General features: G+C 53.7%; 16 protein-coding genes and 1 pseudogene. 7 read left to right on the forward strand and 10 right to left on the reverse strand.

Annotation, left to right across the window (positions count from 1 at the left end; all coding sequences use genetic code 11):
* Positions 1 to 13 precede the first annotated feature (13 nt).
* The gene (locus AUC60_RS02510; RefSeq protein WP_087264529.1) at positions 14 to 1249 is read left to right on the forward strand and encodes an HlyC/CorC family transporter; all 1236 of its coding nucleotides are present in this window, start codon (positions 14 to 16) and stop codon (positions 1247 to 1249) included.
* A 292-nt stretch (positions 1250 to 1541) separates the two neighbouring features.
* Positions 1542 to 2864: an MFS transporter gene (locus AUC60_RS02520; RefSeq protein WP_087264531.1), complete on the forward strand. Its 1323-nt coding sequence runs from the start codon at positions 1542 to 1544 to the stop codon at positions 2862 to 2864.
* Between the two features lie 202 nt (positions 2865 to 3066).
* On the opposite strand, the gene purT is transcribed toward AUC60_RS02520, so the two are convergent.
* From purT to AUC60_RS02545, 5 genes are all read right to left on the reverse strand, one after another.
* Positions 3067 to 4248, reverse strand: a complete 1182-nt coding sequence (purT, locus tag AUC60_RS02525) for a formate-dependent phosphoribosylglycinamide formyltransferase (RefSeq protein WP_087264532.1) — start codon at positions 4246 to 4248, stop codon at positions 3067 to 3069.
* A gap of 99 nt (positions 4249 to 4347) precedes the next feature.
* Positions 4348 to 4815 carry a VUT family protein gene (locus AUC60_RS02530; RefSeq protein ID WP_087264533.1) on the reverse strand — a complete coding sequence of 156 codons (468 nt, stop codon included), beginning with the start codon at positions 4813 to 4815 and terminating at the stop codon, positions 4348 to 4350.
* 249 nt (positions 4816 to 5064) lie between these two features.
* Positions 5065 to 5259: a DUF1289 domain-containing protein gene (locus AUC60_RS02535; protein WP_371856717.1), complete on the reverse strand. Its 195-nt coding sequence runs from the start codon at positions 5257 to 5259 to the stop codon at positions 5065 to 5067.
* A complete protein-coding gene (locus AUC60_RS02540) occupies positions 5259 to 5783 on the reverse strand; it encodes a gamma carbonic anhydrase family protein (RefSeq protein WP_087264535.1) in 525 nt (174 codons plus the stop codon). Before AUC60_RS02540 ends, AUC60_RS02535 begins: the two co-directional genes overlap by 1 nt.
* A gap of 42 nt (positions 5784 to 5825) precedes the next feature.
* Positions 5826 to 6422, reverse strand: a complete 597-nt coding sequence (locus AUC60_RS02545) for a CoA pyrophosphatase (RefSeq protein ID WP_087264536.1) — start codon at positions 6420 to 6422, stop codon at positions 5826 to 5828.
* 156 nt (positions 6423 to 6578) lie between these two features.
* On the opposite strand from AUC60_RS02545, the gene AUC60_RS02550 reads away from it, so the two are divergent.
* Both AUC60_RS02550 and AUC60_RS02555 read left to right on the forward strand, forming a co-directional pair.
* A complete protein-coding gene (locus AUC60_RS02550; protein ID WP_087264537.1) occupies positions 6579 to 7130 on the forward strand; it encodes an NUDIX hydrolase in 552 nt (183 codons plus the stop codon).
* Positions 7131 to 7315: 185 nt separating this feature from the next.
* Positions 7316 to 7738 (forward strand): annotated as a pseudogene (locus AUC60_RS02555) (L,D-transpeptidase family protein); the annotation flags it as partial.
* 95 nt (positions 7739 to 7833) lie between these two features.
* Here the strand turns inward: AUC60_RS02555 and AUC60_RS02560 are convergent.
* Together AUC60_RS02560 and purL are read right to left on the reverse strand one after the other, a co-directional pair.
* Positions 7834 to 8145 carry a YqfO family protein gene (locus AUC60_RS02560; RefSeq protein WP_087264539.1) on the reverse strand — a complete coding sequence of 104 codons (312 nt, stop codon included), beginning with the start codon at positions 8143 to 8145 and terminating at the stop codon, positions 7834 to 7836.
* Positions 8146 to 8151: 6 nt separating this feature from the next.
* Positions 8152 to 12048: a phosphoribosylformylglycinamidine synthase gene (purL, locus tag AUC60_RS02565; RefSeq protein WP_087264540.1), complete on the reverse strand. Its 3897-nt coding sequence runs from the start codon at positions 12046 to 12048 to the stop codon at positions 8152 to 8154.
* Positions 12049 to 12285: 237 nt separating this feature from the next.
* Here purL and mltF point away from each other — a divergent pair, with 237 nt between their 5' ends.
* Complete coding sequence (gene mltF / locus AUC60_RS02570; protein ID WP_087264541.1) at positions 12286 to 13746, forward strand: membrane-bound lytic murein transglycosylase MltF; 1461 nt, start codon at positions 12286 to 12288, stop codon at positions 13744 to 13746.
* Positions 13747 to 13978: 232 nt separating this feature from the next.
* On the opposite strand, the gene tadA is transcribed toward mltF, so the two are convergent.
* The 3 genes from tadA to AUC60_RS02585 form a co-directional block, all read right to left on the reverse strand.
* The gene (tadA, locus tag AUC60_RS02575) at positions 13979 to 14461 is read right to left on the reverse strand and encodes a tRNA adenosine(34) deaminase TadA (RefSeq protein ID WP_087264542.1); all 483 of its coding nucleotides are present in this window, start codon (positions 14459 to 14461) and stop codon (positions 13979 to 13981) included.
* Positions 14461 to 15834, reverse strand: coding sequence for a multicopper oxidase family protein (locus AUC60_RS02580; RefSeq protein WP_087264543.1), 1374 nt, complete (start codon positions 15832 to 15834; stop codon positions 14461 to 14463). The genes tadA and AUC60_RS02580 overlap by 1 nt, the downstream gene beginning before the upstream one ends.
* Before the next feature lie 424 nt (positions 15835 to 16258).
* Positions 16259 to 20086: a hypothetical protein gene (locus AUC60_RS02585; RefSeq protein WP_087264544.1), complete on the reverse strand. Its 3828-nt coding sequence runs from the start codon at positions 20084 to 20086 to the stop codon at positions 16259 to 16261.
* 449 nt (positions 20087 to 20535) lie between these two features.
* On the opposite strand from AUC60_RS02585, the gene AUC60_RS02590 reads away from it, so the two are divergent.
* Both AUC60_RS02590 and AUC60_RS02595 read left to right on the forward strand, forming a co-directional pair.
* Positions 20536 to 22230, forward strand: a complete 1695-nt coding sequence (locus AUC60_RS02590; RefSeq protein WP_087264545.1) for an LA2681 family HEPN domain-containing protein — start codon at positions 20536 to 20538, stop codon at positions 22228 to 22230.
* Between the two features lie 185 nt (positions 22231 to 22415).
* Positions 22416 to 23366, forward strand: a complete 951-nt coding sequence (locus AUC60_RS02595) for a LuxR family transcriptional regulator (RefSeq protein ID WP_087264546.1) — start codon at positions 22416 to 22418, stop codon at positions 23364 to 23366.
* Positions 23367 to 23424 lie beyond the last annotated feature (58 nt).

The following is a 23424-nucleotide window of genomic DNA, read 5'->3' on the forward strand; positions in this document are numbered from 1 at the left end:
CGGTTCGCTGATTATGGATAATTTGCCAATCGCCCCGATGCTCGGTGTCGTGGCCCTGTTAATTCTTTGGGCAGCCCTGTTCACGGCCATTGAAACCGCCCACCAACACCTGAAAATGCGGCGTAACGGCGACCGTCATTCGACGCCAGGCTGGCCCGAGCTCAAATTCGAACTGGGCAGCCTGATCCTCGCTAACACCCTGATCAAAGTATTGATTACTGTGATCGTCACGTTGCTGTCGATGAACTACTGGTTTTATAACGGCCCGACACTGGCCTGGATCAGTGTCACCAGCATCACGCTGATCTTTGCTGAACTCATCCCGCGCAGGCTCGCAGCTCGTCATCCGGAAGCCATCGTGCACATGGCTAACAGCCTGCTGCGCATTCCAATGATCATTCTCTGGCCACTGGCGTGGGTGTTCAATTGCGTCGCCAAGACGCTGCTACGCCCTTTCGGTAAACGCAATAAACAGGTTGCCGCAGTTGATGAAGATGGCGAACGCCAGCACACGCATCGTGACGGCGTGAATGAACACCATCCGGGCCGCTCGCCGGTGTTGTCGGGCATCCACGCGCTGGACAGCATCACGGTTAACGACATTCTGGTGCCACGCAGTGAAGTGGATGGCGTCAACCTGGACGACAGCATCGAACAGATCGTCGAGCGCCTGATCATTTCGCGACACACCCGACTGCCGGTTTATCACAACGACATCAATCAGGTTCAAGGCGTGCTCAATACCCGGCAGATCAGCCATCTGCTGCCCAAGGGCGAATTGACCAAAGAACAGATCGTCGCCGCGTGCTATGAGCCGTACTTCGTCCCGGAGAGCACTCCGCTTCAGCTGCAACTGCTGAACTTCCACAAGCAACAGCGCCGCATGGGCGTGGTGGTCGATGAATACGGCGAAGTCTTGGGCATCGTCAGCCTCGAAGACATTCTGGAAGAAATCGTCGGCGAATTCGAAAACGAGCAGACGCTGAACAACCCGCACATCCATCCACAGGCCGACGGTCGTCTGGTGGTTGAGGGTGCCGCTTCGATTCGTGATCTGAACAAGAGCCTCGGCTGGCACTTGCCGTCCGATGGCCCCAAGACGCTCAATGGTCTGGTCACTGAAGCACTGGAAACCATTCCGGAAAGCGCTGTCTGCCTGAAGATCGGGCCGTATCGCCTGGAAATCCTCGAAACCGAAGACAATCGAGTGACGCGGGTCATGATGTGGCAGAAACCGACGACCCGCTGAAAGCCCCTTGCTACAGGCCTATTGTTATAAGGGCGGCGCGATTCCTATAATCGAGCCGCTTACCCAGCCCGCCGATCCGTGTGCTACCCGCACCTCATGTGATCCGGCCAGTCATTCAGCCTGAACGTCTCGCGCATCTCCCTGGCTCTGCCCTACCCCTGGCATGACCAACGCCCTTCGCCCCATCCGGGCTAACTTGATCAGCGCTGTACCCACAATAATTAATGAATGCCGCCGTAGATCTTCATCTTTGGAGATCGCCGACAGGCATATGACTGTCAGGAAACCCCGCATGACTACGACTTCTGCCGCCCATGAAAATGAGAGCGCAACGGCTCGCCCGGCCAATTCTGCGACACGCGTTGCGACCGCCAGCTTCATCGGCACCGCTATCGAGTTCTACGATTTCTACGTGTACGCCACCGCCGCCGCTTTGGTGATCGGACCGGTGTTCTTCCCTCAAACGTCCGGCACCGCACAAATGCTGTCGGCGTTTCTGACCTTCGGTATCGCCTTTCTTGCCCGCCCGTTAGGCTCGGCGCTGTTCGGCCACTTCGGCGATCGTATCGGCCGCAAGTCGACACTGGTTGCCTCGTTGCTGCTGATGGGCGTATGTACTACGTTGATCGGCGTGCTGCCGGGTTACGCAACAATAGGTGCCTGGGCACCGATTCTGTTATGCGTGCTGCGTTTCGGACAGGGATTGGGACTGGGCGGAGAATGGGGCGGCGCAGCCTTGCTCGCCACGGAGAACGCCCCCGAAGGCAAGCGCGCCTGGTTCGGCATGTTCCCGCAACTCGGCCCTTCAATTGGCTTCCTCGCTGCTAACGGGCTGTTCCTGACACTGGCCATGACACTGGATGATGAGCAATTCCGCTCATGGGGCTGGCGGATCCCGTTCCTGCTAAGCGCTGCATTGGTGATGGTTGGGCTGTATGTGCGATTGAAGCTGGAAGAAACCCCGGTCTTCACCAACGCCATTGCCCGCCATGAGCGAGTGAAGATGCCAATCGTGGAGCTCTTCAGCCAGTACTGGGCGCCGGTGCTGCTGGGCGCTGCATCGATGGTGGTCTGCTATGCCCTGTTCTACATCTCGACGGTGTTTTCCCTGAGCTACGGCGTATCGACGCTCGGTTATAGCCGCGAGACGTTCCTCGCCCTGCTGTGCTTCGCGGTGCTGTTCATGGCAGCAGCGACCCCGCTGGCGGCATGGGCCAGCGACCGTTATGGACGTCGTCCGGTGCTGATCATCGGCGGCGTGCTGGCGATCCTTTCCGGCTTCACCATGGAGCCGCTGCTGACCCACGGCACAACATGGGCGGTGGCGCTGTTTCTGTGTATCGAGCTGTTCCTGATGGGCGTGACCTTCGCCCCAATGGGCGCGATGTTGCCCGAGCTGTTCCCAACTCGCGTGCGCTACACCGGCGCGTCAGCAGCCTACAATCTTGGAGGCATCGTCGGAGCATCAGTCGCCCCTTTCTTCGCTCAGAAACTGGTGGCGATGGGCGGCTTGAGTTGGGTCGGCGGATATGTGTCGGCAGCAGCGTTGATCAGCGTGATTGCCGTGCTGTGCCTGAAAGAAACGCGTGAGGCGGATCTGGATAAAATCGCTTAGCTCAGAGAAGTGCCCTATAAATGCAACTACCTGATTTTTAATTCTTTTCTGTAGGAGCTCACGAGCACCGCGAGGCAGCGATGGCGTCCTGCTTGATACAACGCTATCGCAGCCTCGCGATGCTCGTGCACTCCTACAGGTATATGTTTGCTTCGCGATGGTGCGGTGTCAGTGACACCGCGCCATCTCCTGCAAGGCAGCCTTACAGCTGGACTTTCACAGCCCGCGAAGAACGGGTGGCTTTGGCACGTGCAGCCTCGATGGACTCGTCGCGAGCCAGGGCAACGCCCATGCGGCGCTGGCCATTGACTTCAGGCTTGCCGAAAAGACGCAGTGCCGTGTCCGGCTCGCTCAACGCTGCATTGAGGTTGGCGAAAGTCGTATTCGTGGACTGACCTTCCACCAGAATCACTGCCGACGCCGATGGCCCGAACTGGCGAATCTGCGGGATTGGCAGGCCCAGAATGGCGCGAGCGTGCAAAGCAAACTGCGACAGATCCTGAGAGATCAGTGTCACCAGGCCAGTGTCATGCGGACGCGGCGAGACTTCGCTGAACCATACCTGATCACCTTTGATGAACAGCTCAACACCAAACAGACCGCGACCACCCAGCGCCTCGGTTACGGCCTTGGCAACACGCTCGGATTCAGCCAGCGCAATCGGGCTCATGGCCTGAGGCTGCCAGGATTCCTGATAGTCACCCTTCTCCTGACGATGACCCACTGGCGCGCAGAAGGTAGTGCCGCCAGCGTGGCGCACGGTCAGCAGAGTGATTTCGTATTCGAAGTCGATGAAGCCTTCGATGATCACGCGGCCTTTACCGGCACGTCCGCCTTCTTGAGCGTAATCCCAGGCTTTCTGCACGTCATCAGCAGTGCGCAGCAGGCTCTGGCCTTTGCCCGAAGAACTCATTACCGGCTTGACCACGCACGGGAAGCCCAGGTCCTGGACAGCCTTGCTGTAGTCTTCGAAGGTATCGGCAAAATGATACGGCGACGTTGGCAGGTCCAGCTCTTCAGCGGCCAGACGACGAATGCCTTCACGGTTCATGGTCAATTGGGTGGCGCGGGCAGTCGGGATGACCGTGAAGCCCTCGGCCTCCAGTTCAACCAGAGTGGCCGTGGCGATGGCCTCGATTTCCGGCACGATGTAATGCGGCTTCTCGGCTTCGATCACCGCACGCAGTGCAGCACCGTCGAGCATGTTGATCACGTGGCTGCGGTGGGCAACCTGCATGGCAGGCGCGTTGGCGTAACGATCAACAGCGATCACTTCAACGCCCAGGCGCTGCAGTTCGATCACTACTTCCTTGCCGAGCTCGCCGCAACCGCAGAGCAATACACGGGTCGCAACAGGCGACAGTGGAGTTCCGATTTGAGTCATCTCAGGTCCTCGTGGAGCAGATATCGAGGGCAGCCCGCGTCAGGTGCGAGCGACCGCTGTGGAGAAAGGCGCGCAATTTACCACGAAGGCCCGTAATTCTCAGCCCGCACAAGCATTCTTGCGCGCACGCCAGGCCATGATCAGCCAGACGGCAGTGACACCGGCGAACTTGGACAGCAACGCCGTGATAATCACGGGCGGAGTCAGCGCATCGATCAGGCCGAAAAAGATGAAGGTATCCACCGGGATACTCAGCGCCGAACTGAGCCACAGACGATCACGCAGCGGCCGTTTGGTTACCGTGAATACCAGCCAGTCGATGCATTCGGAGACCGCAAACGCTGTGGCACTGGCCAGCGCAATAGTAGGGTCTGACGTCACGTACGACAGAACGAGGGCGGCCAGCATTGCCAGGATCGCGCCGTGCCCGAAGCGGGTTTGCACCATGTCTCGCAAGACAAACACCAACCCACCCCAGGCGGACCAGATCACGTCCAGATGCGGCGCGGCGGAAAAAGCAAAGTTGATCAGCACGACACTGCTGATGTAGGCGATCAGGAAGAGCATGAGGTGAGGCTTATGTGGCGGGAAAGATGGGTAATGGTATCAGCCGATGCAACGCGATGGCTGATTTGAAATGAGATTCAACCTGTGGGGAGCACTGACGTGGGACCGGCTTCAGCCGGGAAGGAGCCGTGACAGACGCCGAATTTTATAGGTGCAGACATACCGCTTTCCCGGCTAAAGCCGGTCCCACGTCGTCAATCAACTTGGGGGCGACATAGAATCTCCCACAGGAAAAGCGAGATTGCGCGATTACATTTTCCACACCAGCCCACTCGCCTCTGCACGCTCGTGACACAGCCTGAGCACGGCGCGGCGCTGGTCGTTGTCCATGGCGTGCCAGTCGGTGATTTCTTTCACGGTGCGCTGGCAACCGAGGCAGACATCATCGTCATCCAGCGCGCAGATACTTACGCAGGGGGATGCGACGCGGCGTTCGGCTTCCATCAATCTTCCTGCGGTATCAGGTCGCGAGCATAGCGCTGGGCGTTGTGGACGTAATGGGCGGCGCTGGCTTCGAGCATTTTCTTCTGCACATCAGTAAGTTCGCGTACTACTTTACCCGGCGAACCCATGACGAGCGAGCCGTCGGGGATAACCTTGCCTTCGCCGATCAGTGAATTAGCACCAATGATGCAGTACTTGCCAATCTTCGCGCCGTTGAGAATTACCGAATTAATCCCAATCAGACTGTAATCATCGACGCTGCAACCATGCAGCATGGCGTTGTGGCCAATCGTCACGCCTTTGCCGATTTGCAGCGGCGAGCCCATATCAGTGTGCATCACCGTGCCGTCCTGCACATTGCTGTTTTCGCCAATATGGATCAGCTCGTTATCACCGCGCAGCACAGCGTTGAACCAGACATTGGCCCCCGCCTCCAGCCTGACCTTGCCGATCAGCACAGCATTGGGCGCGACCCAGCTTTGCGGATGGGTTTCGACGCGAAAATCGCCCAGACGATATTTCATGGGTAAGTATCCTCAAGGCTTTGCGGCCCGTTTAATCGACGCTTAGATCACGGAGTGTTCAGGCGGGTGATGCAGGCTGATCTTGCTGTCATAAAGCACGTTGATCAACTCGACGATCATGATCGCAGTCAGCCCCCAGATTTTGAACTCGCCGTAACGATAGCTGGGCACGTACCAACTGCGACCCTGATAGTCGATGCGGTGGGTGTGCTCACGGGTGTCCTGACGAAAGAACTCTAGCGGCACGCTGAACACCGCGGCGATTTCGGCATCGTTGGGGCGATATTCGACGAAGTCGGGTATCAATCCCACATAGGGCGTGACCTTGATGCCGTGCTTGGAGATCAATGGACTGAGCGGCCCGATCACCTCAACCAGCCCCGGCGGCAGACCTATCTCTTCCTCGGCTTCGCGCAGTGCGGTAAAGATCAGATCGCTGTCTTCAGGGTCACGCCGCCCACCTGGAAAGGCCACTTCGCCGCCATGGGTCGACAGCCCGCTGGCACGCAGCGTCAGAATCAACTCCGGCTCGTCACTGCGGGTAATCGGCAGCAACACTGCAGCTTCGGGAAAAAGTCGATCCGTCTCAAAGGTGCTCGGCGTATGACTGCTTACACGGCGAAGTAGCTCATCCAGCATGGGAAATCTCGATCTGTTGCCTACCCCGCATCATGCACCAAAGTGGCCAACCGCCCAAGCCCTTGTAGGACAATGCAAGCAAGACTAAAGCGCAGCTTGCCGATCACCCGCAGCGCACGCCAAGATAGCGGCTGAATTCACTATTCGAACTCGTCCATGAAATTCTGCAGCCAATGTGGCAAACCAGTGATTCAGCGCATTCCCGAAGGCGATAGCCGCCTGCGCTTTGTCTGTGAGCACTGCCAGACCATTCATTACCAGAACCCCAATGTCGTCGCGGGCTGTCTGGCGGTGTGGGATGGCAAGGTCTTGCTGTGCCGTCGCGCCATCGAACCGCGCCTGGGTTTCTGGACCCTGCCGGCGGGGTTCATGGAAAACGGCGAAACCATGGAACAGGCCGCCCGCCGGGAGACCGATGAGGAAGCCTGCGCGACACCCGGCGAGCTGGAGCTTTACATGTTGGTGGATGTTGCACACATCAATCAGGTTCATGTGTTCTTCCGGGGCGAGCTGGCCACACCGCAATTCGCTGCAGGAATCGAAAGCCTGGAAGTGCAGCTGTTTGACGAAGCGGACATACCCTGGTCGGAGCTGGCTTTCATGACGGTCCGGCGTACCCTAGAATGCTACTTCGCTGATCGTCGCGAGCAGGTTTACCCTGTGCGCAACGAGGCCCTGCCGCCATCGCGGCCCATTCAAGACACTTAATCAGGCCAGCCCATTACAGGCGCCGCTTCAGGGATACCGTTTCGATGCGTTGGTTGCCCGCTGCTTTGTGCTTGTCTTTCATGCCGTTGTCCCAGGCCTCGTTCACCCAGACCATTGTTCCCAAAGGCAGCGAGCAAAAGATCGTCGGCGAAAAAGTCATCAACGTTGAAAACATCGCCGATAAAAAAATCGAAAAGGTCCTGGTACTCAAGTCAGTTCGCCAGTTGCAACTGATCAGTGGCGGCGAACCCCTGAAGACGTACCGCATTTCGTTGGGCAAGCAACCCAAAGGCACCAAACTCAAGGAAGGCGATCAGCGCACACCGGAAGGTTTCTACTGGCTGGACTGGCGCAAGACCAGTACCAACTACAACCTGTCGATGCACATCTCCTATCCGAACGCGACGGACACCGAACGCTCGAAACGCGAAGGGGTAAAGCCCGGTAGCATGATCATGATTCATGGCACGCCAGTGGATGAGGAATATCCGGAGTGGTACTTCCACACGCTGGACTGGACCAACGGCTGCATCGCGCTGAAGAACAACGACATGCGGGAAGTGTGGAGTCTGGTGAAGGACGGCACGATGATTGAGATCAGGCCGTAGAGAGAACGCCGGATTCCTGTAGGAGCTGCCGAAGGCTGCGATAGCGGTGTATCAGATAAATCGCATCGCAGCCTTCGGCAGTTCCTACAGGAGGATTACAAATCTTCCAGCCGCCAAACCTCATAGGCCGGCGTTTCATAGGGGTGGCTCTGCTTGAGAGCCACCACTACTTGCTGAATCAACTCATCCGCAACGACAAGCTCGACTTTCCATTCCTGGACCTGCTCGACCACGCCGTCCTGCCCGATAAATGGCTGGCTGCCATCCAGCGGGCGGAACTGGCCTTGGCCGAGCACTTGCCATGAGCACTGATCGTAAGCCCCGATTCGCCCTGCACCAGCGGCGAATACGGCACTTTTGACCTGTTCCACATGGCTCGGCGGTACAAAGAACGCGAGCTTGTACATTGCTTCTTAGTTCACCCAGGCACGGGCATTGCGGAACATGCGCATCCACGCACCGTCTTCGTTCCAGTCTTCCGGACGCCACGAGTTCTGCACAGCACGGAATACACGCTCAGGGTGCGGCATCATGATGGTCACGCGACCGTCGCGGGTGGTGAGGCCACCGATACCGCGCGGCGAACCGTTCGGGTTGGCCGGGTAGGCTTCGGTGATCTTGCCGTGGGTGTCGACGTAGCGCAGCGCAACAGTACCGGAAACATCGGCAGCGACCAGTGCTTCGTCGCTGGCGAATTCGGCGTGACCTTCACCGTGAGCAATGGCGATCGGCATACGCGAACCGGCCATGCCTTGCAGGAAGATCGACGGCGACTCCTGAATCTGCACCATGGCAACCCGCGCTTCGAACTGCTCGGAGCGGTTGCGCACAAAGTGTGGCCACAGCTCGCTGCCCGGAATCAGCTCGTGCAGGTTGGACAGCATCTGGCAACCGTTGCACACACCGAGGGTGAAGCTGTCCTGACGCTCGAAGAAGCTCTGGAATGCATCACGCGCACGAGTGTTGAACAGCGCCGACTTGGCCCAGCCTTCGCCAGCGCCCAGCACGTCCCCGTACGAGAAACCGCCGCAAGCAACCATGCCTTTGAAGTCGTTCAGGTCGACACGACCCGCCAGAATATCGCTCATGTGTACGTCAATCGCATTGAAACCGGCGCGGTCAAAGGCAGCTGCCATTTCGACCTGACCGTTGACGCCCTGCTCACGCAGCACAGCCACTTGCGGACGCACACCGGTCTTGATGTAAGGCGCAGCAATGTCTTCGTTGACATCGAAGCCCAGCTTGACGGTCAGGCCTGGATTATCTTCTTCCAGCAGCGCGTCGAATTCCTGATCGGCACACTCGGCGTTATCACGCAGGCGCTGGATCTGGTAGCTGGTTTCAGCCCACTGACGCTGCAGCAAACGACGCTGGCCGCTGAACACTGGCTCGCCATTGAAGCTGATGGCAACTTCGTCGTTGTTGACCGGCTGACCGATCACCGCGACGCAATCCTCCAGACCGGCCGCGCTGAACTGAGCCAGTACGTCCGGCGTGGCGTCCTGACGAACCTGGATCACTGCACCCAGCTCTTCGTTGAACAGAATCGCGGCCAGATCGGCAGACGTTTCAGCCAGGCCATCCATGTGCAGGTCCAGACCACAATGACCCGCGAAAGCCATTTCCAGCGTGGTGGTCAACAGACCGCCATCGGAACGGTCGTGGTAAGCCAACAGATGGCCGTCAGCGTTCAGACCTTGAATGACGGCGAAGAAAGCCTTGAGGTCTTCGGAGTCGTCGACGTCCGGCGCGACACGACCGAGCTTGCCGTAAACCTGAGCCAGGATCGACGCACCCATACGGTTCTGGCCACGACCCAAGTCGATCAGGATCAGGTCGGTAACGCCCTTGTCCATGCGCAGTTCCGGGGTCAGCGTCTTGCGGATGTCGGTCACTGGCGCAAAACCGGTCACGATCAGCGACAGCGGCGACGTCACACTCTTCTCAACGCCCTCATCGCTCCAGCGGGTCTTCATGGACATCGAGTCCTTGCCCACTGGAATGGTGATGCCGAGCGCCGGACACAGCTCCATGCCGACAGCTTTGACCGTGTCGTACAAACGAGCATCTTCGCCAGGGTGACCGGCAGCGGACATCCAGTTGGCAGACATCTTGATGTCGGAAAGCTTTTCGATACGTGAGGCAGCGATGTTGGTCAGCGTCTCGCCGATGGCCATACGGCCCGAAGCAGGGGCGTCCAGCAATGCCAGCGGAGTACGCTCGCCCATCGCCATCGCTTCACCGGTATTGACGTCGAAGCTGGTGGCGGTCACGGCGACGTCGGCCACCGGTACTTGCCACGGACCGACCATCTGATCACGAGCGACCAGACCGGTAATGCTGCGGTCACCAATAGTGATCAGGAAGCTTTTGCTGGCAACGGCCGGGTGGTGCAGAACGCGCTGCACGCTTTCTTCGATATCCAGCACGCTTGGGTCGAAATCATCGCCCAGCTCGTTTTCGCGGTCAGCACTGCGGTGCATGCGTGGAGCCTTGCCCAGCAATACTTCCAGCGGCATATCAACCGGATTGTTGCCAAAGTGGCTGTCGGTCACGGTCAGTTGTGGCTCGGCAGTCGCCTCGCCCACTACCGCGAACGGGCAGCGCTCACGTTCGCAGATTGCCTTGAAGCGTTCGAAGTCTTCGGCCCCCACCGCCAGGACGTAACGCTCCTGGGATTCGTTGCTCCAGATTTCCAGCGGGGCCATGCCCGGCTCGTCATTTGGCACGTTACGCAGTTCGAAACGACCGCCGCGGCCGCCATCATTGACCAGCTCAGGGAAGGCGTTGGACAAACCGCCCGCGCCGACGTCATGGATGAAGCTGATCGGGTTCTTGTCACCCAACTGCCAGCAACGGTCAATGACTTCCTGGCAACGACGCTCCATTTCAGGATTTTCACGCTGAACTGAAGCAAAATCCAGATCCGCAGAGCTGGTACCGGTGGCCATGGAAGAAGCAGCACCGCCGCCCAGACCGATCAACATCGCAGGGCCGCCGAGCACGATCAGCTTGGAGCCAACGGTGATTTCGCCTTTCTGCACGTGTTCGGCACGGATGTTACCCATACCGCCAGCCAGCATGATCGGCTTGTGGTAACCACGAACCTCATCGCCGTGCGGCGTGCTGATGGACTGTTCGAAAGTACGGAAATAACCGGTCAGGGCCGGACGGCCGAATTCGTTGTTGAACGCGGCGCCACCCAATGGACCTTCAAGCATGATGTCCAGCGCAGTCACGATGCGTTCAGGCTTGCCGTAGTTCACTTCCCACGGTTGTTCGAAGCCTGGAATCTGCAGGTTGGAAACGGTGAAACCGGTCAGGCCAGCTTTAGGCTTGGCGCCGCGACCGGTAGCGCCTTCGTCGCGAATCTCGCCACCGGAACCGGTCGATGCGCCCGGGAACGGGGCAATCGCAGTCGGGTGGTTGTGAGTCTCGACCTTCATCAGAATATGCACCGGCTCCTGCACCGCACCGTACTGGCGGGTTTCAGGGTCCGGGAAGAAACGACCCGCCACGCTGCCGACGATCACCGAAGCGTTGTCCTTATAAGCGGACAGGACGCCTTCGCTGTGCATCTGGTAGGTGTTCTTGATCATGCCGAACAGGCTTTTTTCCTGGCTTTCGCCGTCGATATCCCAACTGGCGTTGAAGATCTTGTGACGGCAGTGCTCGGAGTTCGCCTGGGCAAACATCATCAGTTCGATGTCGTGAGGATTGCGCCCCAGACCATTGAAGCTGGTGACCAGATAATCGATTTCGTCTTCAGCCAGAGCCAGACCGAGCTCGACGTTGGCTTTCTCCAGCGCAGCACGACCACCGCCCAGCACATCAATCGCAGTCAGCGGCTTGGGCTCGGCGTGAGTGAACAGGCCTTCGGCTTCCTCTACGGAACCCAGCACCATTTGCGTCATGCGGTCATGCAGGCAACCGGCAATGATTTGCGCTTCAGCTTCGTTGAAATGGCCTTCTACATAGAAGGTAATGCCGCGTTCGATGCGCTGGACTTTTGTCAGACCGCAGTTACGGGCGATATCGCTGGCTTTGCTGGACCACGGTGAAATAGTGCCGAAACGTGGCATCACCAGGAACAACCGGCCGCTCGGCTCTTGAACCGGCACACTCGGGCCGTATTTCAAGATGCGAACGAGAACTTCCTGTTCCTCGCCAGTCAGATCGCCAGTGACTTCGGCAAAGTGGGCAAATTCGGCATACAAGCCACTGACAGCTGAAACTTTCTGTTTCAGTTGTTCCAGTAATTTGCTGTGGCGGAAGGCAGAAAGGGCAGGAGCACCGCGCAGGATCAACATCTTCGGGACAGCCTCGGGAAGGGGGTGTGCTTTGAGGCCGTGCATTCTAGCCTAAAGCGACTGTTTGAGCACTCAAAACGGCCAGATTGACGGTGCCCACATATCGGCGAGCCAGGTTGCGGCTGATATTGCCGCTCAGGCGACTCTCAGGTTGGTCATAAGAAAGGCTGCGCTCTAGCAGACCGGAGCTTCGCTGTCGAGATATGGCGACGGGTGCGCTTTGCGTATACTGCTCCGATGTTTTCCCAATCAGACTTCCGCCCTCGTTGTGCCAGATGGCTCATCGCAACCGGACTCTTCCTGATGCTCGGCGCCTGTGTGGATAAACCCAACACACTGGAGCGAGTAAAGGAGGACGGCGTGCTGCGCGTGGTCACTCGCAACAGCCCCGCGACCTACTTTCAGGATCGCAACGGGGAAACTGGCTTCGAGTACGAATTAGTCAAGCGTTTCGCCGAAGATCTCGGCGTAGAGCTGAAGATCGAAACAGCCGACAACCTTGATGAGTTGTTTGATCAGATCCAGAAACCAGGCGGCCCGGTGCTGGCAGCCGCTGGTTTGATCGACACAGAGCAGCGTAAAAAGCAGGCGCGCTTCTCCCATTCCTACCTGGATGTCACCCCGCAGGTCATTTATCGCAACGGCCAGTCCCGCCCTACCGAACCTGCGGATCTGGTTGGCAAACGCATCACCGTCCTTAAGGGCAGCAGCCACGCCGAACAAATGGCAGCGCTGAAAGCGCAAAATCCTGCGATTGAGTACGAAGAATCCGACGCTGTTGAAGTAGTTGACCTGCTACGCATGGTCGATGAAGGCCAGACTGATATCACGCTAGTGGATTCCAACGAGCTGGCAATGAATCAGGTTTACTTCCCCAATGTCCGCGTCGCGTTCGATTTGGGTGAAGGCAAAGGACAGCGCTGGGCAGTAGCTCTTGGCGAAGACAACAGCCTGCTCAACGAAATCAACGCCTACCTCGACAAGGTCAACAAGAACGGCACCCTGCAGCGCTTGAAAGATCGCTATTACGGGCATGTTGATGTTTTGGGGTATGTGGGCGCCTACACCTTCGCCCAGCATTTGCAGGAGCGCCTGCCTAAATACGAAAAACACTTCCAGGCTTCTGCCAAGAAAGAACAAGTGGACTGGCGCCTGCTGGCAGCTATCGGTTATCAGGAATCACTATGGCAGCCGGGCGTTACTTCCAAGACCGGCGTACGCGGCCTGATGATGCTGACGCAAAACACCGCCCAAGCCATGGGCGTGTCCAACCGACTGGATGCCAAACAGAGCATTCAGGGTGGCGCGAAGTACTTTGCCTATGTGAAGGAACAGCTGGATGACACGATTTTAGAGCCGGATCGTACATGGTTTGCTCTCGCTTCCTACAACATAGGCAGTGGCCATTTGGAAGATGCGCGCAAGCTGGCGGAAAACGAGGGTCTGAATCCAAACAAATGGCTCGACGTTAAAAAAATGCTACCCCGCCTGTCGCAGAAGAAGTGGTACAGCAAGACTCGCTACGGTTATGCCCGAGGTGGCGAACCGGTGCACTTTGTTGCCAACATCCGCCGCTATTACGACATCCTGACCTGGGCCACTCAGCCGCAGCTGGAAGGCAGTCAGGTTGCAGAAAGCAATCTGCATGTGCCGGGTGTGAACAAGACCAAACCCGCCGAAGAAAATCCTCCGCTTTAACAAACTCCTCGTTTCCCCCTCTACAACAATCTCGAAATGAAACCCGGCTCCCGCAGGAATCACTGATGACGTGGGACCGGCTTCAGCCGGGAAGAGGCCGTGACAGACGCTGAAACTTCATCGGCAGAAATACCGCCTTTCCCGGCTCAAGCCGGTCCCACGTCGTCAATCAGCTTGCAGGCCAGCATAGAATCTCCCACAGGGGATCTATTTCAAATCAACCCGCTTAGCGTTAGCCCTTCGCCCGTCTCATCCTGAAAAACTCGCTCAGCATCGCGCCGCACTCTTCACCCAACACCCCACCTTCAAACAACACACGATGGTTGAGAAAGCCCTGAGTGAAAAACTGCCCCTGGCTCTGGACAATGCCAGCCTTGGGCTCAAGTGCGCCGTAGACCACGCGAGTAATACGCGAATGGACGATCAGCCCCGCGCACATGCTGCACGGCTCCAACGTGACATACAGCGTGCTGCCGGGCAGTCGATAATTGCTGACCGCCTGCGCCGCTGCCCGTATGGCAACCATCTCGGCATGAGCACTGGGGTCACTGCCGCTGATGGGGCAATTGAAGCCACGACCAATGATCTCACCGTCCTGCACCAGCACCGCGCCGACAGGCACCTCGCCCAGCTCAGCACCTTGAGCCGCCAGTGCCAACGCTTCGCGCATGAAGTCCTGATCGCGACTGCGATCAATGATTTGCGGCTGCCGCATCAAGAAACCTCTATTGCTGCCATAAGTCCGGTTTCCATGTGATCGATCACATGACAGTGGAACATCCACACGCCGGGATTATCCGCCACCAGCGCCACCCGTGCGCGCTCGTTTCTGCCCAGGAGGAAAGTGTCGGTGAAATAAGGAATGATCTTCCTGCGATCAGACGCCAGAACCTTGAAGCTCATCCCGTGCAGGTGAATCGGGTGTTGATACTGGGTCATGTTCTTGAGTTCGAAGATGTAGCTCTTGCCCAGCTTGAGTTTTGCAATGGGGCGATCGGCACAGGTTTTGTCTGTGATATCCCAAGCCTCACCGTTTATCTGCCACAGACTCGGCGGCTTGCCGTTGTCGACGTTGACCGACACCGAACCGACCCATTCAAAGTTGAAATTGAGCTTCTCGGCGTTTTCCAGATCCGGCTCGGCAATAGGATTGGCTGGCAGCTCCGGCGGCCATTCGCCTGGCGCATCGTTATTGGCTACCGAACGAAAAGCCCCCAAACGCACCGGGCCATTTCGAAATGACAACTCTTCACCGGCAGGCGGCGCTTTGATCGCCAGACACAGGCGCATCCCAGGCCCCAACCAGTAATCCTTGCCCAATGGCCGAGGCTTGATCGGGTTGCCATCCAGCGCATAAATCTGCGCATCGGCGCCCGGCAGATTAAGGCGATAGGTCACGGTGTTATCGAGGTTGAGAATACGTACCCGGGTAATCTGCCCCGCAGGCAACTCGATTACGCCCTGAGGAATGCCATTGATGGTAGAAAGTCGCCCCGCCGTGCCTTCCCGCGCCGCTTCGCGAATCACGCTGAACTCGGTGAATGCGCCAACCTCATCCACATGCCAGCTTTTCAGGCTGACCGTGCGCTCATGCTTGAACCCCGTAGGCTCGCGCTCCTCGATGATCAGCGGACCGACCAGCCCACGGCCCAGCTCTTCGCTGCTGCTGACATGTGGGTGATACCAATAGCTACCGGCATCCGGCACCAGGAATTTGTAGTCGAAATATTCGCCCGGCTTGACCGGCAGTTGCGACACATAGGGCACACCATCCATCTCAAGCGGAAGGCGGATACCGTGCCAGTGAATCGTGGTTTCAACCGGCAGGTGATTGATAAAGCGCAAGCGCAGCCACTCGCCCTGCCGCACTCGCAGCTCGGTCCCCGGCGCGGATCCGCCAAACGCCCAGGCTGGCGTCTGATGCCCAGCTACCAGCTCGACATCCAGCGGCGCCGCGATCAGCTCGAAATCATGCCCCTCACCCGGCCCGCGACGGCCCAGCCAGTAACGCGAAGCCCCTCCCGCCCCAAGCCCAACCACGGCAAGACCGACAAGGCCACCGAGTATTTGTCGACGGGTAAAAGACATAAACGCGCACACCTCAAAAAACCAGACACGAGTCGCAGTCGAGAGTCGCTGCGAGGGGCGAATACGATACACCTGCATCTGGCAAAACTTAAGTGCGGCGGTGTTGGGGATACGATTTCACAGGCATCGACTGCCGGAGATTACGACGACTCCTACAGCGACCGCATGCATACAAACATGCTTTGTGCTGGGCGCTGCAAAAAAGCCGGAGCACCTTTCGGTGACCCCGGCTTTTGTCTAACTCCTGCTTTTAACTAACAGCGAGGAGCGGATCAATCATTCCCACTCTATTATAATCAACACAAAATAACTCATTAAAAACATAAGCTTAAAAACTACAGTAGCGTTCAGTACCACGACCAATACCATGCCCAACCAAGGTGAGCTACGATATACTGCAGCGATCTGTGAGCATCATTTCGATTCACTCAAATCGCTGCTCCCAACGATTATGCTCCTCAGACTCGCGCGCTCTATTGTGCCGAATGGATTGCTCCATTAAAGCGAGCTTGGCTTTCGCGGAGTCTCGGACCTCCAAAGCGGAATGGTGCAGCAACTCAGAAAAGGCGTGCGCCCTGACCTCAAGAATATCAGCCAAGGAACCCGACCACCCGGATGGCCTAGCTCGGGCGTAAATGATATCTACAATTTGAGTCTTATCATCCGCGGCGTCTAATATCGTTTTGATGTGAGAACTCAACTCAACACGCTTAGGGTTCTCAATCAAGCCATCCTCTGGTTCTACTGCTAAATAAATACTAACCACACTACCTAGCTGCTTTAATTTATTTCGATCTGCGTTACACCAATTAATCAATCTTCCTATCGGGACCTTATTAAGCGAGGAGGTTTTAACACCGTAACCTCGGTCGCGAAAGATCGTGTAGGCTAATACATCGTCGTCTTCATCACCGCTAAAGACGCCAGAGAGAAAAAGCTCAGGAAAATTCTTGATTAATACTGATGTAATATCAGTAATTTCAAAGCTATACAATCGGTAGTTCGTAACACCATCACAAATAAGCGATACCATTTTAGAGATTTCAGCCAATGGGGCCGAGATAGAGAGGCAATACTTAGCAATTCGCTTTAGACCATGAGATGAAATTTGACCTATTTCGTCTCTGTGCATAGCGAGCATTATTAGAAAGACCTGCCGACCGAAAGCAAGCAAGCTATCTGAGGGTGTATAGCTACTGTCATGATCTATAAAAAAACGCATCTCAAGTATTTGAACTACCGAGACAAGACCGCCGTCCAACTCAATTAAAATACTTAAAAGCTCAACCAACATTTCATCTGATATTTTCTCGTGCATTCTCCCCAGACTAATATGCGTAAACCGCCAAGACTCTACTTTTCTAGACTTCGCCAGCTCTACCAACTTAATCACACCCCACGCTTCAAGAGGCGATGAACATAAAAGGTATACGGCGTGAGGAGCCAACTTACGCTCATGTAAAATCATCTCAATCATAGCACGGAACATACTTACATTTTGCTCGTGTATTTCATGGAGGAAGCCTACAAGGAGTATCGGCTGAACTTCCTCAAGCTCCGACTCTTCGACCTGCCTGATAAGTTTCTCGAACATTGCGCTTTTGTCAACACTACCCCTCGCCAGTCCTTTCCCAAAGTACCATAAAGAATCAATATGGGTCCTCCATAATCTATCGCCCAGACGATCTATATAGCTTTGCTCCGCACTAGCGATCTCACCAAGCATCATTAACTTTTCATGCATTGCTGCCGAAGCCGTTGAAAAATCTTCCGCATCAACTACCACATGAGTCCAAGTATTAGTTAGGGCATAGGCTTCAATTTCAGAAAAAGGGTCTGCTGGAGCAGATACTTTTTCTAGCGTACGCAACCTCTCAAGTAATTCTGACTCATGCCTGTCGCTGTCAAAATGAATTACATTTTTTATAGCAACCCACATTTCCGGCCACGCTCCAGCCCTAGCATAAGTATTGACTATACGCTCTAATAGCTCAAAACAGCCAGCGGAGGTCCATAGTCCGCGAAAATTTGAGGATAGTAATATTTTGACAAAATCATTTAATGAAGTGTGTTCCAAAACCAAATAACGCTCGAGCAACCGAATAACTTGCTCGTACCAATCCGTTTGTTCAGCGTAATTGCTAGGAACCCAACCAGGCCCCCGTTTTCTTGCACCGAAATCGAAAGTACCCCATGAACTCCAATGTCCGGTTTCCAAAGCTGAGTCTAGTAACCTGAAGGCAATTTGATGGAACCTTTGTTCTGATGACTGCAATAAACCTTCTATAACGGATCTACGCCTACTGGGCAATGCTTGAGTGCCAGATAAATACAGAGAAAACAACTGTTTAATCCGTGCAACTATACTATTATTGTTTTCACTTTCGCTCTCATCTTCGGCAAACTTTAGGAGCACGGCAACAGCTCTTTCGAAGTATTCGTCCTCATAAGCCAAGTGGCAAAGCAATCGAACAAATACTATAAAATTTGGATTTGACCTAGTTGCAAAGGCCGGTTGCATCGACGCAGTTTCAAGACACGACAGCACGGTAGCGGGAAACACAGGCGCTATATAATTCAAGCAGTCAATCAAATCTGAATTACATACCGATATATCCCCAAGTGGCGCGCCAGGGACAATCCAGCTCTCAGCAAGATCTTGCGCAGCCTTACAATCATGTAAATAACCAATGCGATGTGCGCAGGACTTTAAAAGGCGTATATTTGCAGACTTGAATAATTCAGAGTTCACTTCCGAGATTGCTATATTTTCAAGCGCACTTTTGGCCAATCGATTAGCTAGCGCGTGAGGCAATATAGCACGCCAATCACCCCTCTTCTGAGCAAGTTGTCGACGCAGAAGCTCTGCCGCGTGGCGATAAAGTGTGCGGCGCTCAATGCCGGACATTGAACTAATAACACTAAGTTCATCATTGAGATCTCCATGTGAAATATCAAACGAATAAAATAAAGACAGCGCTTCTGCGCTTTCTAATAGAATCTCGCTTTTCCCTTTTCGCTGACTAAACAGCCTTTGAAAAAGCTCTTCGTCCGAAAAGTTAGTTAGCGTTTCATCGAACTTCACCCTACTAGCAAGTGCAATGGCCACTCGAGCATTGCCACCCGAGAACTCAGCTATTTTATCAGCGTTCCCGCGTTCCAAATCAGGAAAGCGCAGCTGTATTACTTTCGAAACCGTAGACTCGCTCGAAGGTTCTATCTTTACAACCTCTGTTTCTTCTGGCTTGTCGTCAGAGATATCGTACTCAATAGTAAGTATTCGAAGCTTTGTTCCACTCGAGGAAACTGCCTTTTGAAGTTGCCTGTGAACATCAGCAGGACAGTTATCGAGGACAATATAAGATGCAATGTCATTTGCAATGAAATACCCAACAAGTTCTAGAGCAGAGGGCAGCAAGTCATCACCGAGGTCAGCATAAATCGCACTAGATTTAGGTAAAGGTTCACCGCCAAGATTTTCCTCGAATAATGCCTGCGCGAAGCGCGTCTTGCCCACACCCGACAAGCCAATAATACGGACGGCGCTTCCTGGGGTGCGTAGCTTTTCGCGCGTACGAAGTAAACCGCTGAGTAGAGGCTGAGGCTCATCCGCAGCGGTATCAGCCAAAAACACACACGGATGCTCATCCGTCAAAAATTCATCGGCTATGTCAACGGGCGTAGCTGCCCATCGGCCGAATGGGCGCCATCCCGAAAGAGGTTTACCCAGTTTATATCTTACCCAAAGCGCGACTCCCGGGTACTGGCGCAGCCAAGTTGCTATCCGATCACGCCCATAAAAGTCCAGCATTAGCTGATCTTTAGATGGTAAGGACGCTACTGCCTCTACCATTCCACTTAAACGTTCTGACAACATTTTATCAGAGCAATTATCTTTACCGCTTACGATGATATAAGCACCTCTCTGGTGGGCAATAGCAGCAATAACGGGCTTTAATGAACCTTTATCAAGCATTTCCTTCGTGCAAGAAGCCTTACCCATAGCATGTTTTTTAACTTGAAATCCAGTAACGCTACGAGGTACAAAATTTGGATACTGTAATGGCCTAGTTTCGTTAACACTAACATCTAGTCCACCATCAGCGGCTTCTTGAGCACCGCCCCACGTGACACACGAAGTTGCAAGACCAGCTTGTACCAGCTCGGCCTCGCATAGACGTCCGACAAGCTCTCGGAGGTCATCATCACCAAGTTCTGATATATCTTTGGCTTCAATTTCGAAAAATCTCATGTATTCCACTTCCTAAATATCACACAGCATATGTGCGAACGCAGAGTCAAAATCATTAGCAAGCCAGGAAGTGATGAGTTCCGATAATTTGAAAACCATCCGGGCGTAGCTAAAGCGCCACAACGACCACAAGCATAGTGGCCTTTCGGCTTGGCCGGGAGAAATTTAGCGCGACGATTGACGAAAAACTAGAGTGCTATCGACTATGCATTGGGACCAAATGCCGACAGCCCACCCGGTCATGCCGTTCAGAGATGGGCGCACGCTAAGCAGAGCGCGGTCCGAACATAGTACTAGGACGTAGTCGACCACTCGTTTGCGTCAGCTCCTGAGCGACCTTCGGCCCCAGCACAGCAGGCAGAATCCGCAAAGTATTTTCAAATGTGTAGAAACACTATAAAAGGTACCTTAAGTTTCACGTTTCTAGGGCAACCGAGGTCATTATACCCATGTTGATAACTACAGATGAAATAACTAAATTTAGCCTAGAAGCCGACACATACATCCTTAGCAATGACCACAGAAAGCTAGAAGAACTTGTCACAAAAATCACAGAACAAGAATATGAGTTTGAGCACCAATATCATGAAGCACAGTACATATACACGGCAGCTAACTGTTATTCAGTACTTTACGGTGCCAGAACAGTCACTTGGCATTCTGATGATCTGATGAAGGCTGTAATACTTTACAGGAGAGCTCTACACTGCCTTCCAAAAACAAACTGGATGGACAAGCCTGACATTATTCAATCGAGCAACCAACTGAGATCGATGATACTTACGAATCTGGCTAACAGCCTTTCATCACAAGGAAGGGCTTTTTGCTGTTTACCATTTTATGATGAAGCCATTGCTTTAAATCAAAAGCCTGAAGCAATTATTTCCAAAGCACGAAATCAGTTGTTTCTCGGAGAGTCACTGTTCGACAACGGCCATAGAGAATACCATTACTTCGTAGCAAACAACCTCATCAAGACCGCACAAAAAAATATTAATGCGTTATACCCCGAGCACAAAAGAGATATTGAGAAAGGCGGCGATTTATATGAGTTCAGCCAGTGGTTCGAGCAAAATTTTGATCAATGCAGCTTTGATTATTTTTCTGTAAAAAACAGCACATTTGAAAACAGAAAAAAAAATCAGTACTTACAATGGTGCGCACAGCACAAGCTATTTATAAACGACCTTAACGATGTTTGCGACTTCGAAATATGTTATCAAGACGTCATCTCTTTACCTTCTATTAGCAGAACTATAAATACAACCCTGGCACTGCATGAAGAGTTATCATATCATGGGAACTTCGATGAAATAAAAAACGATTACTGCTATGCGCGGTATATTTACTTTTCCGCAACAAACATTCCTGCTGACACACCACACATGTTCAACTCCACTTATCATCAAGTGGATGACATGTCTCACTCTATCAGCAACCTAAAGACCAGTCATTACAAATCTTCATTTAGAATTCTATACTCTTTATTCGACAAAATAGCGTACATAGCCAGTCGCTTTTTTGACTTGAACGATATAAAAGATGATAGATCAATAAGCATCGACAATTTATTTAGAAACATCAAATCAAAAAACCGAAGAACAAAATGGGAACCCAACGAAAAATTAAAAAATAGTGACAACCATTTTATCCATGCACTTTTTTACATACTCAAAGATATTCGAGACGTAACAGGTACTTCCTCTATATCTAAATGGATCGATCCAGATGCTAGCGCTTTTTCAGAAATCAGGAACGCCATGGAGCATCGGTCTCTGAAGATAGTTGATGACTTTGGATACGAGTTAACTTACTCATACTCCAGCTATCACGATGATGAACTAGAAAAAGTAAAAAGTCAGATTTCCGAAATAAATAAGAAAATCGAGTCAGTTTCGGATCCTGCTGAAGCTCTCGCTTTAGAAGACAGGTTGACTAAATTGAAAAACACTATCTATGAAAAGGAAAAATTATCTACTCACTCATTGCTGATACCTATTACCCAATTTGAATCTCGACTTATGACCCTGATCAAACTAGCTAGGAACTCAATCATGTATCTATCTCTTGCCATTCACTTCGAAGAGAGAAAACGTCCAAACGACCAAATTTGTATTCCGATGGAATTACCTTTAAAAGATTAACCTCAACAATTTATCTTTGCCGCAACGAGGGTAGTTTTAGCAACATAATCAAAGCACTTTAATCTAAACCATGCCCAATAGAACTAGCAAAAGTTAACAGACATAACATTAAATATTCTTTCTTAGTACAGGCTAAGCATCTTCAATATTATCATGCTATTGCTTCGACAGAATGATTGGCTAGAATGGTTGACATGAAAAAACAAACGACCATAGCTATTTGGGAGGGGTGTGATGCCTCCGTCGCAGAGGCCCTTCACCGATTCCTTGATCGCTGGGAGCCCTACTCCACAGCATCTAAACGCTATCCGATCGTTCGTCTGGTCGAAGAGCTTATCGACCCTGCCGTGGCGTCATATGCCGAAACGCTTCCATCGCGTTATCAGGGCCATATACCCGGGGCAGGAACGAATGTAGCGTTCAGCGTGATTATCCAGCTTGTTGGCATTGCCGCTATGGTCCGCCTACAGCGTCAGCTGCTACGAGCTTTTGTTCTGACTCACGACAAGCAGTCGGGGGATGATCGCTGCTTCATTGCGACGCTTGAGACGTTGATAGAACTAGTGCTGGCATGTAAGCGCAAGCAGCCGTATACCAAGGATATGGACGGTTTGAACGGTCAACGCTTAAAGGGGGTTTGTAGATTCTGCGGCGCGCGAGCAGAGCTAGCATTGTTCGCAGAAGGTGAAGGTCAGCGTGACCTTGATGAACACCTACGCCTGAGCAACCTGTACTGCACCACCCACCGCCCAAAGACACCAGATGGACGCTGGAATCCGGCATACAGGCAAGCAATGAGATCTGTAGCGCAGTTCGACCTAGAGCTGGCCAGATTGAGCAGACAATGCGCGATACGAGCAGAACCTAAGGCAAAGTCAGGTGACGAGCTCATCGACGCGTATATCTTTCAGTACATGCTTAGCCAAACACTACATCTAGCGGACGAAGCTCAGCTAAGAAATCTCGCTCGACTAGTGGTGGACATGAAGTTGACAGACCGGAGAAAGCAAATCCTCGTGTTGCAGAAATTCGGCTTCAATCAGTCAGAAATTGCTCGCAGACTAGAGATCGAGCGCCAAGCAGTTTCCAAGGCACTTCGCTCAATCCCTGATAGCTTTCGACTTCCGACAGCGTAAGGTCGCCTTTTAAAATGCACGCATTGTTGACGGTACCGCCCTGAAGGGTGCTCCACGG

Source organism: Pseudomonas caspiana (genome assembly GCF_002158995.1).
Taxonomy (GTDB): domain Bacteria; phylum Pseudomonadota; class Gammaproteobacteria; order Pseudomonadales; family Pseudomonadaceae; genus Aquipseudomonas; species Aquipseudomonas caspiana.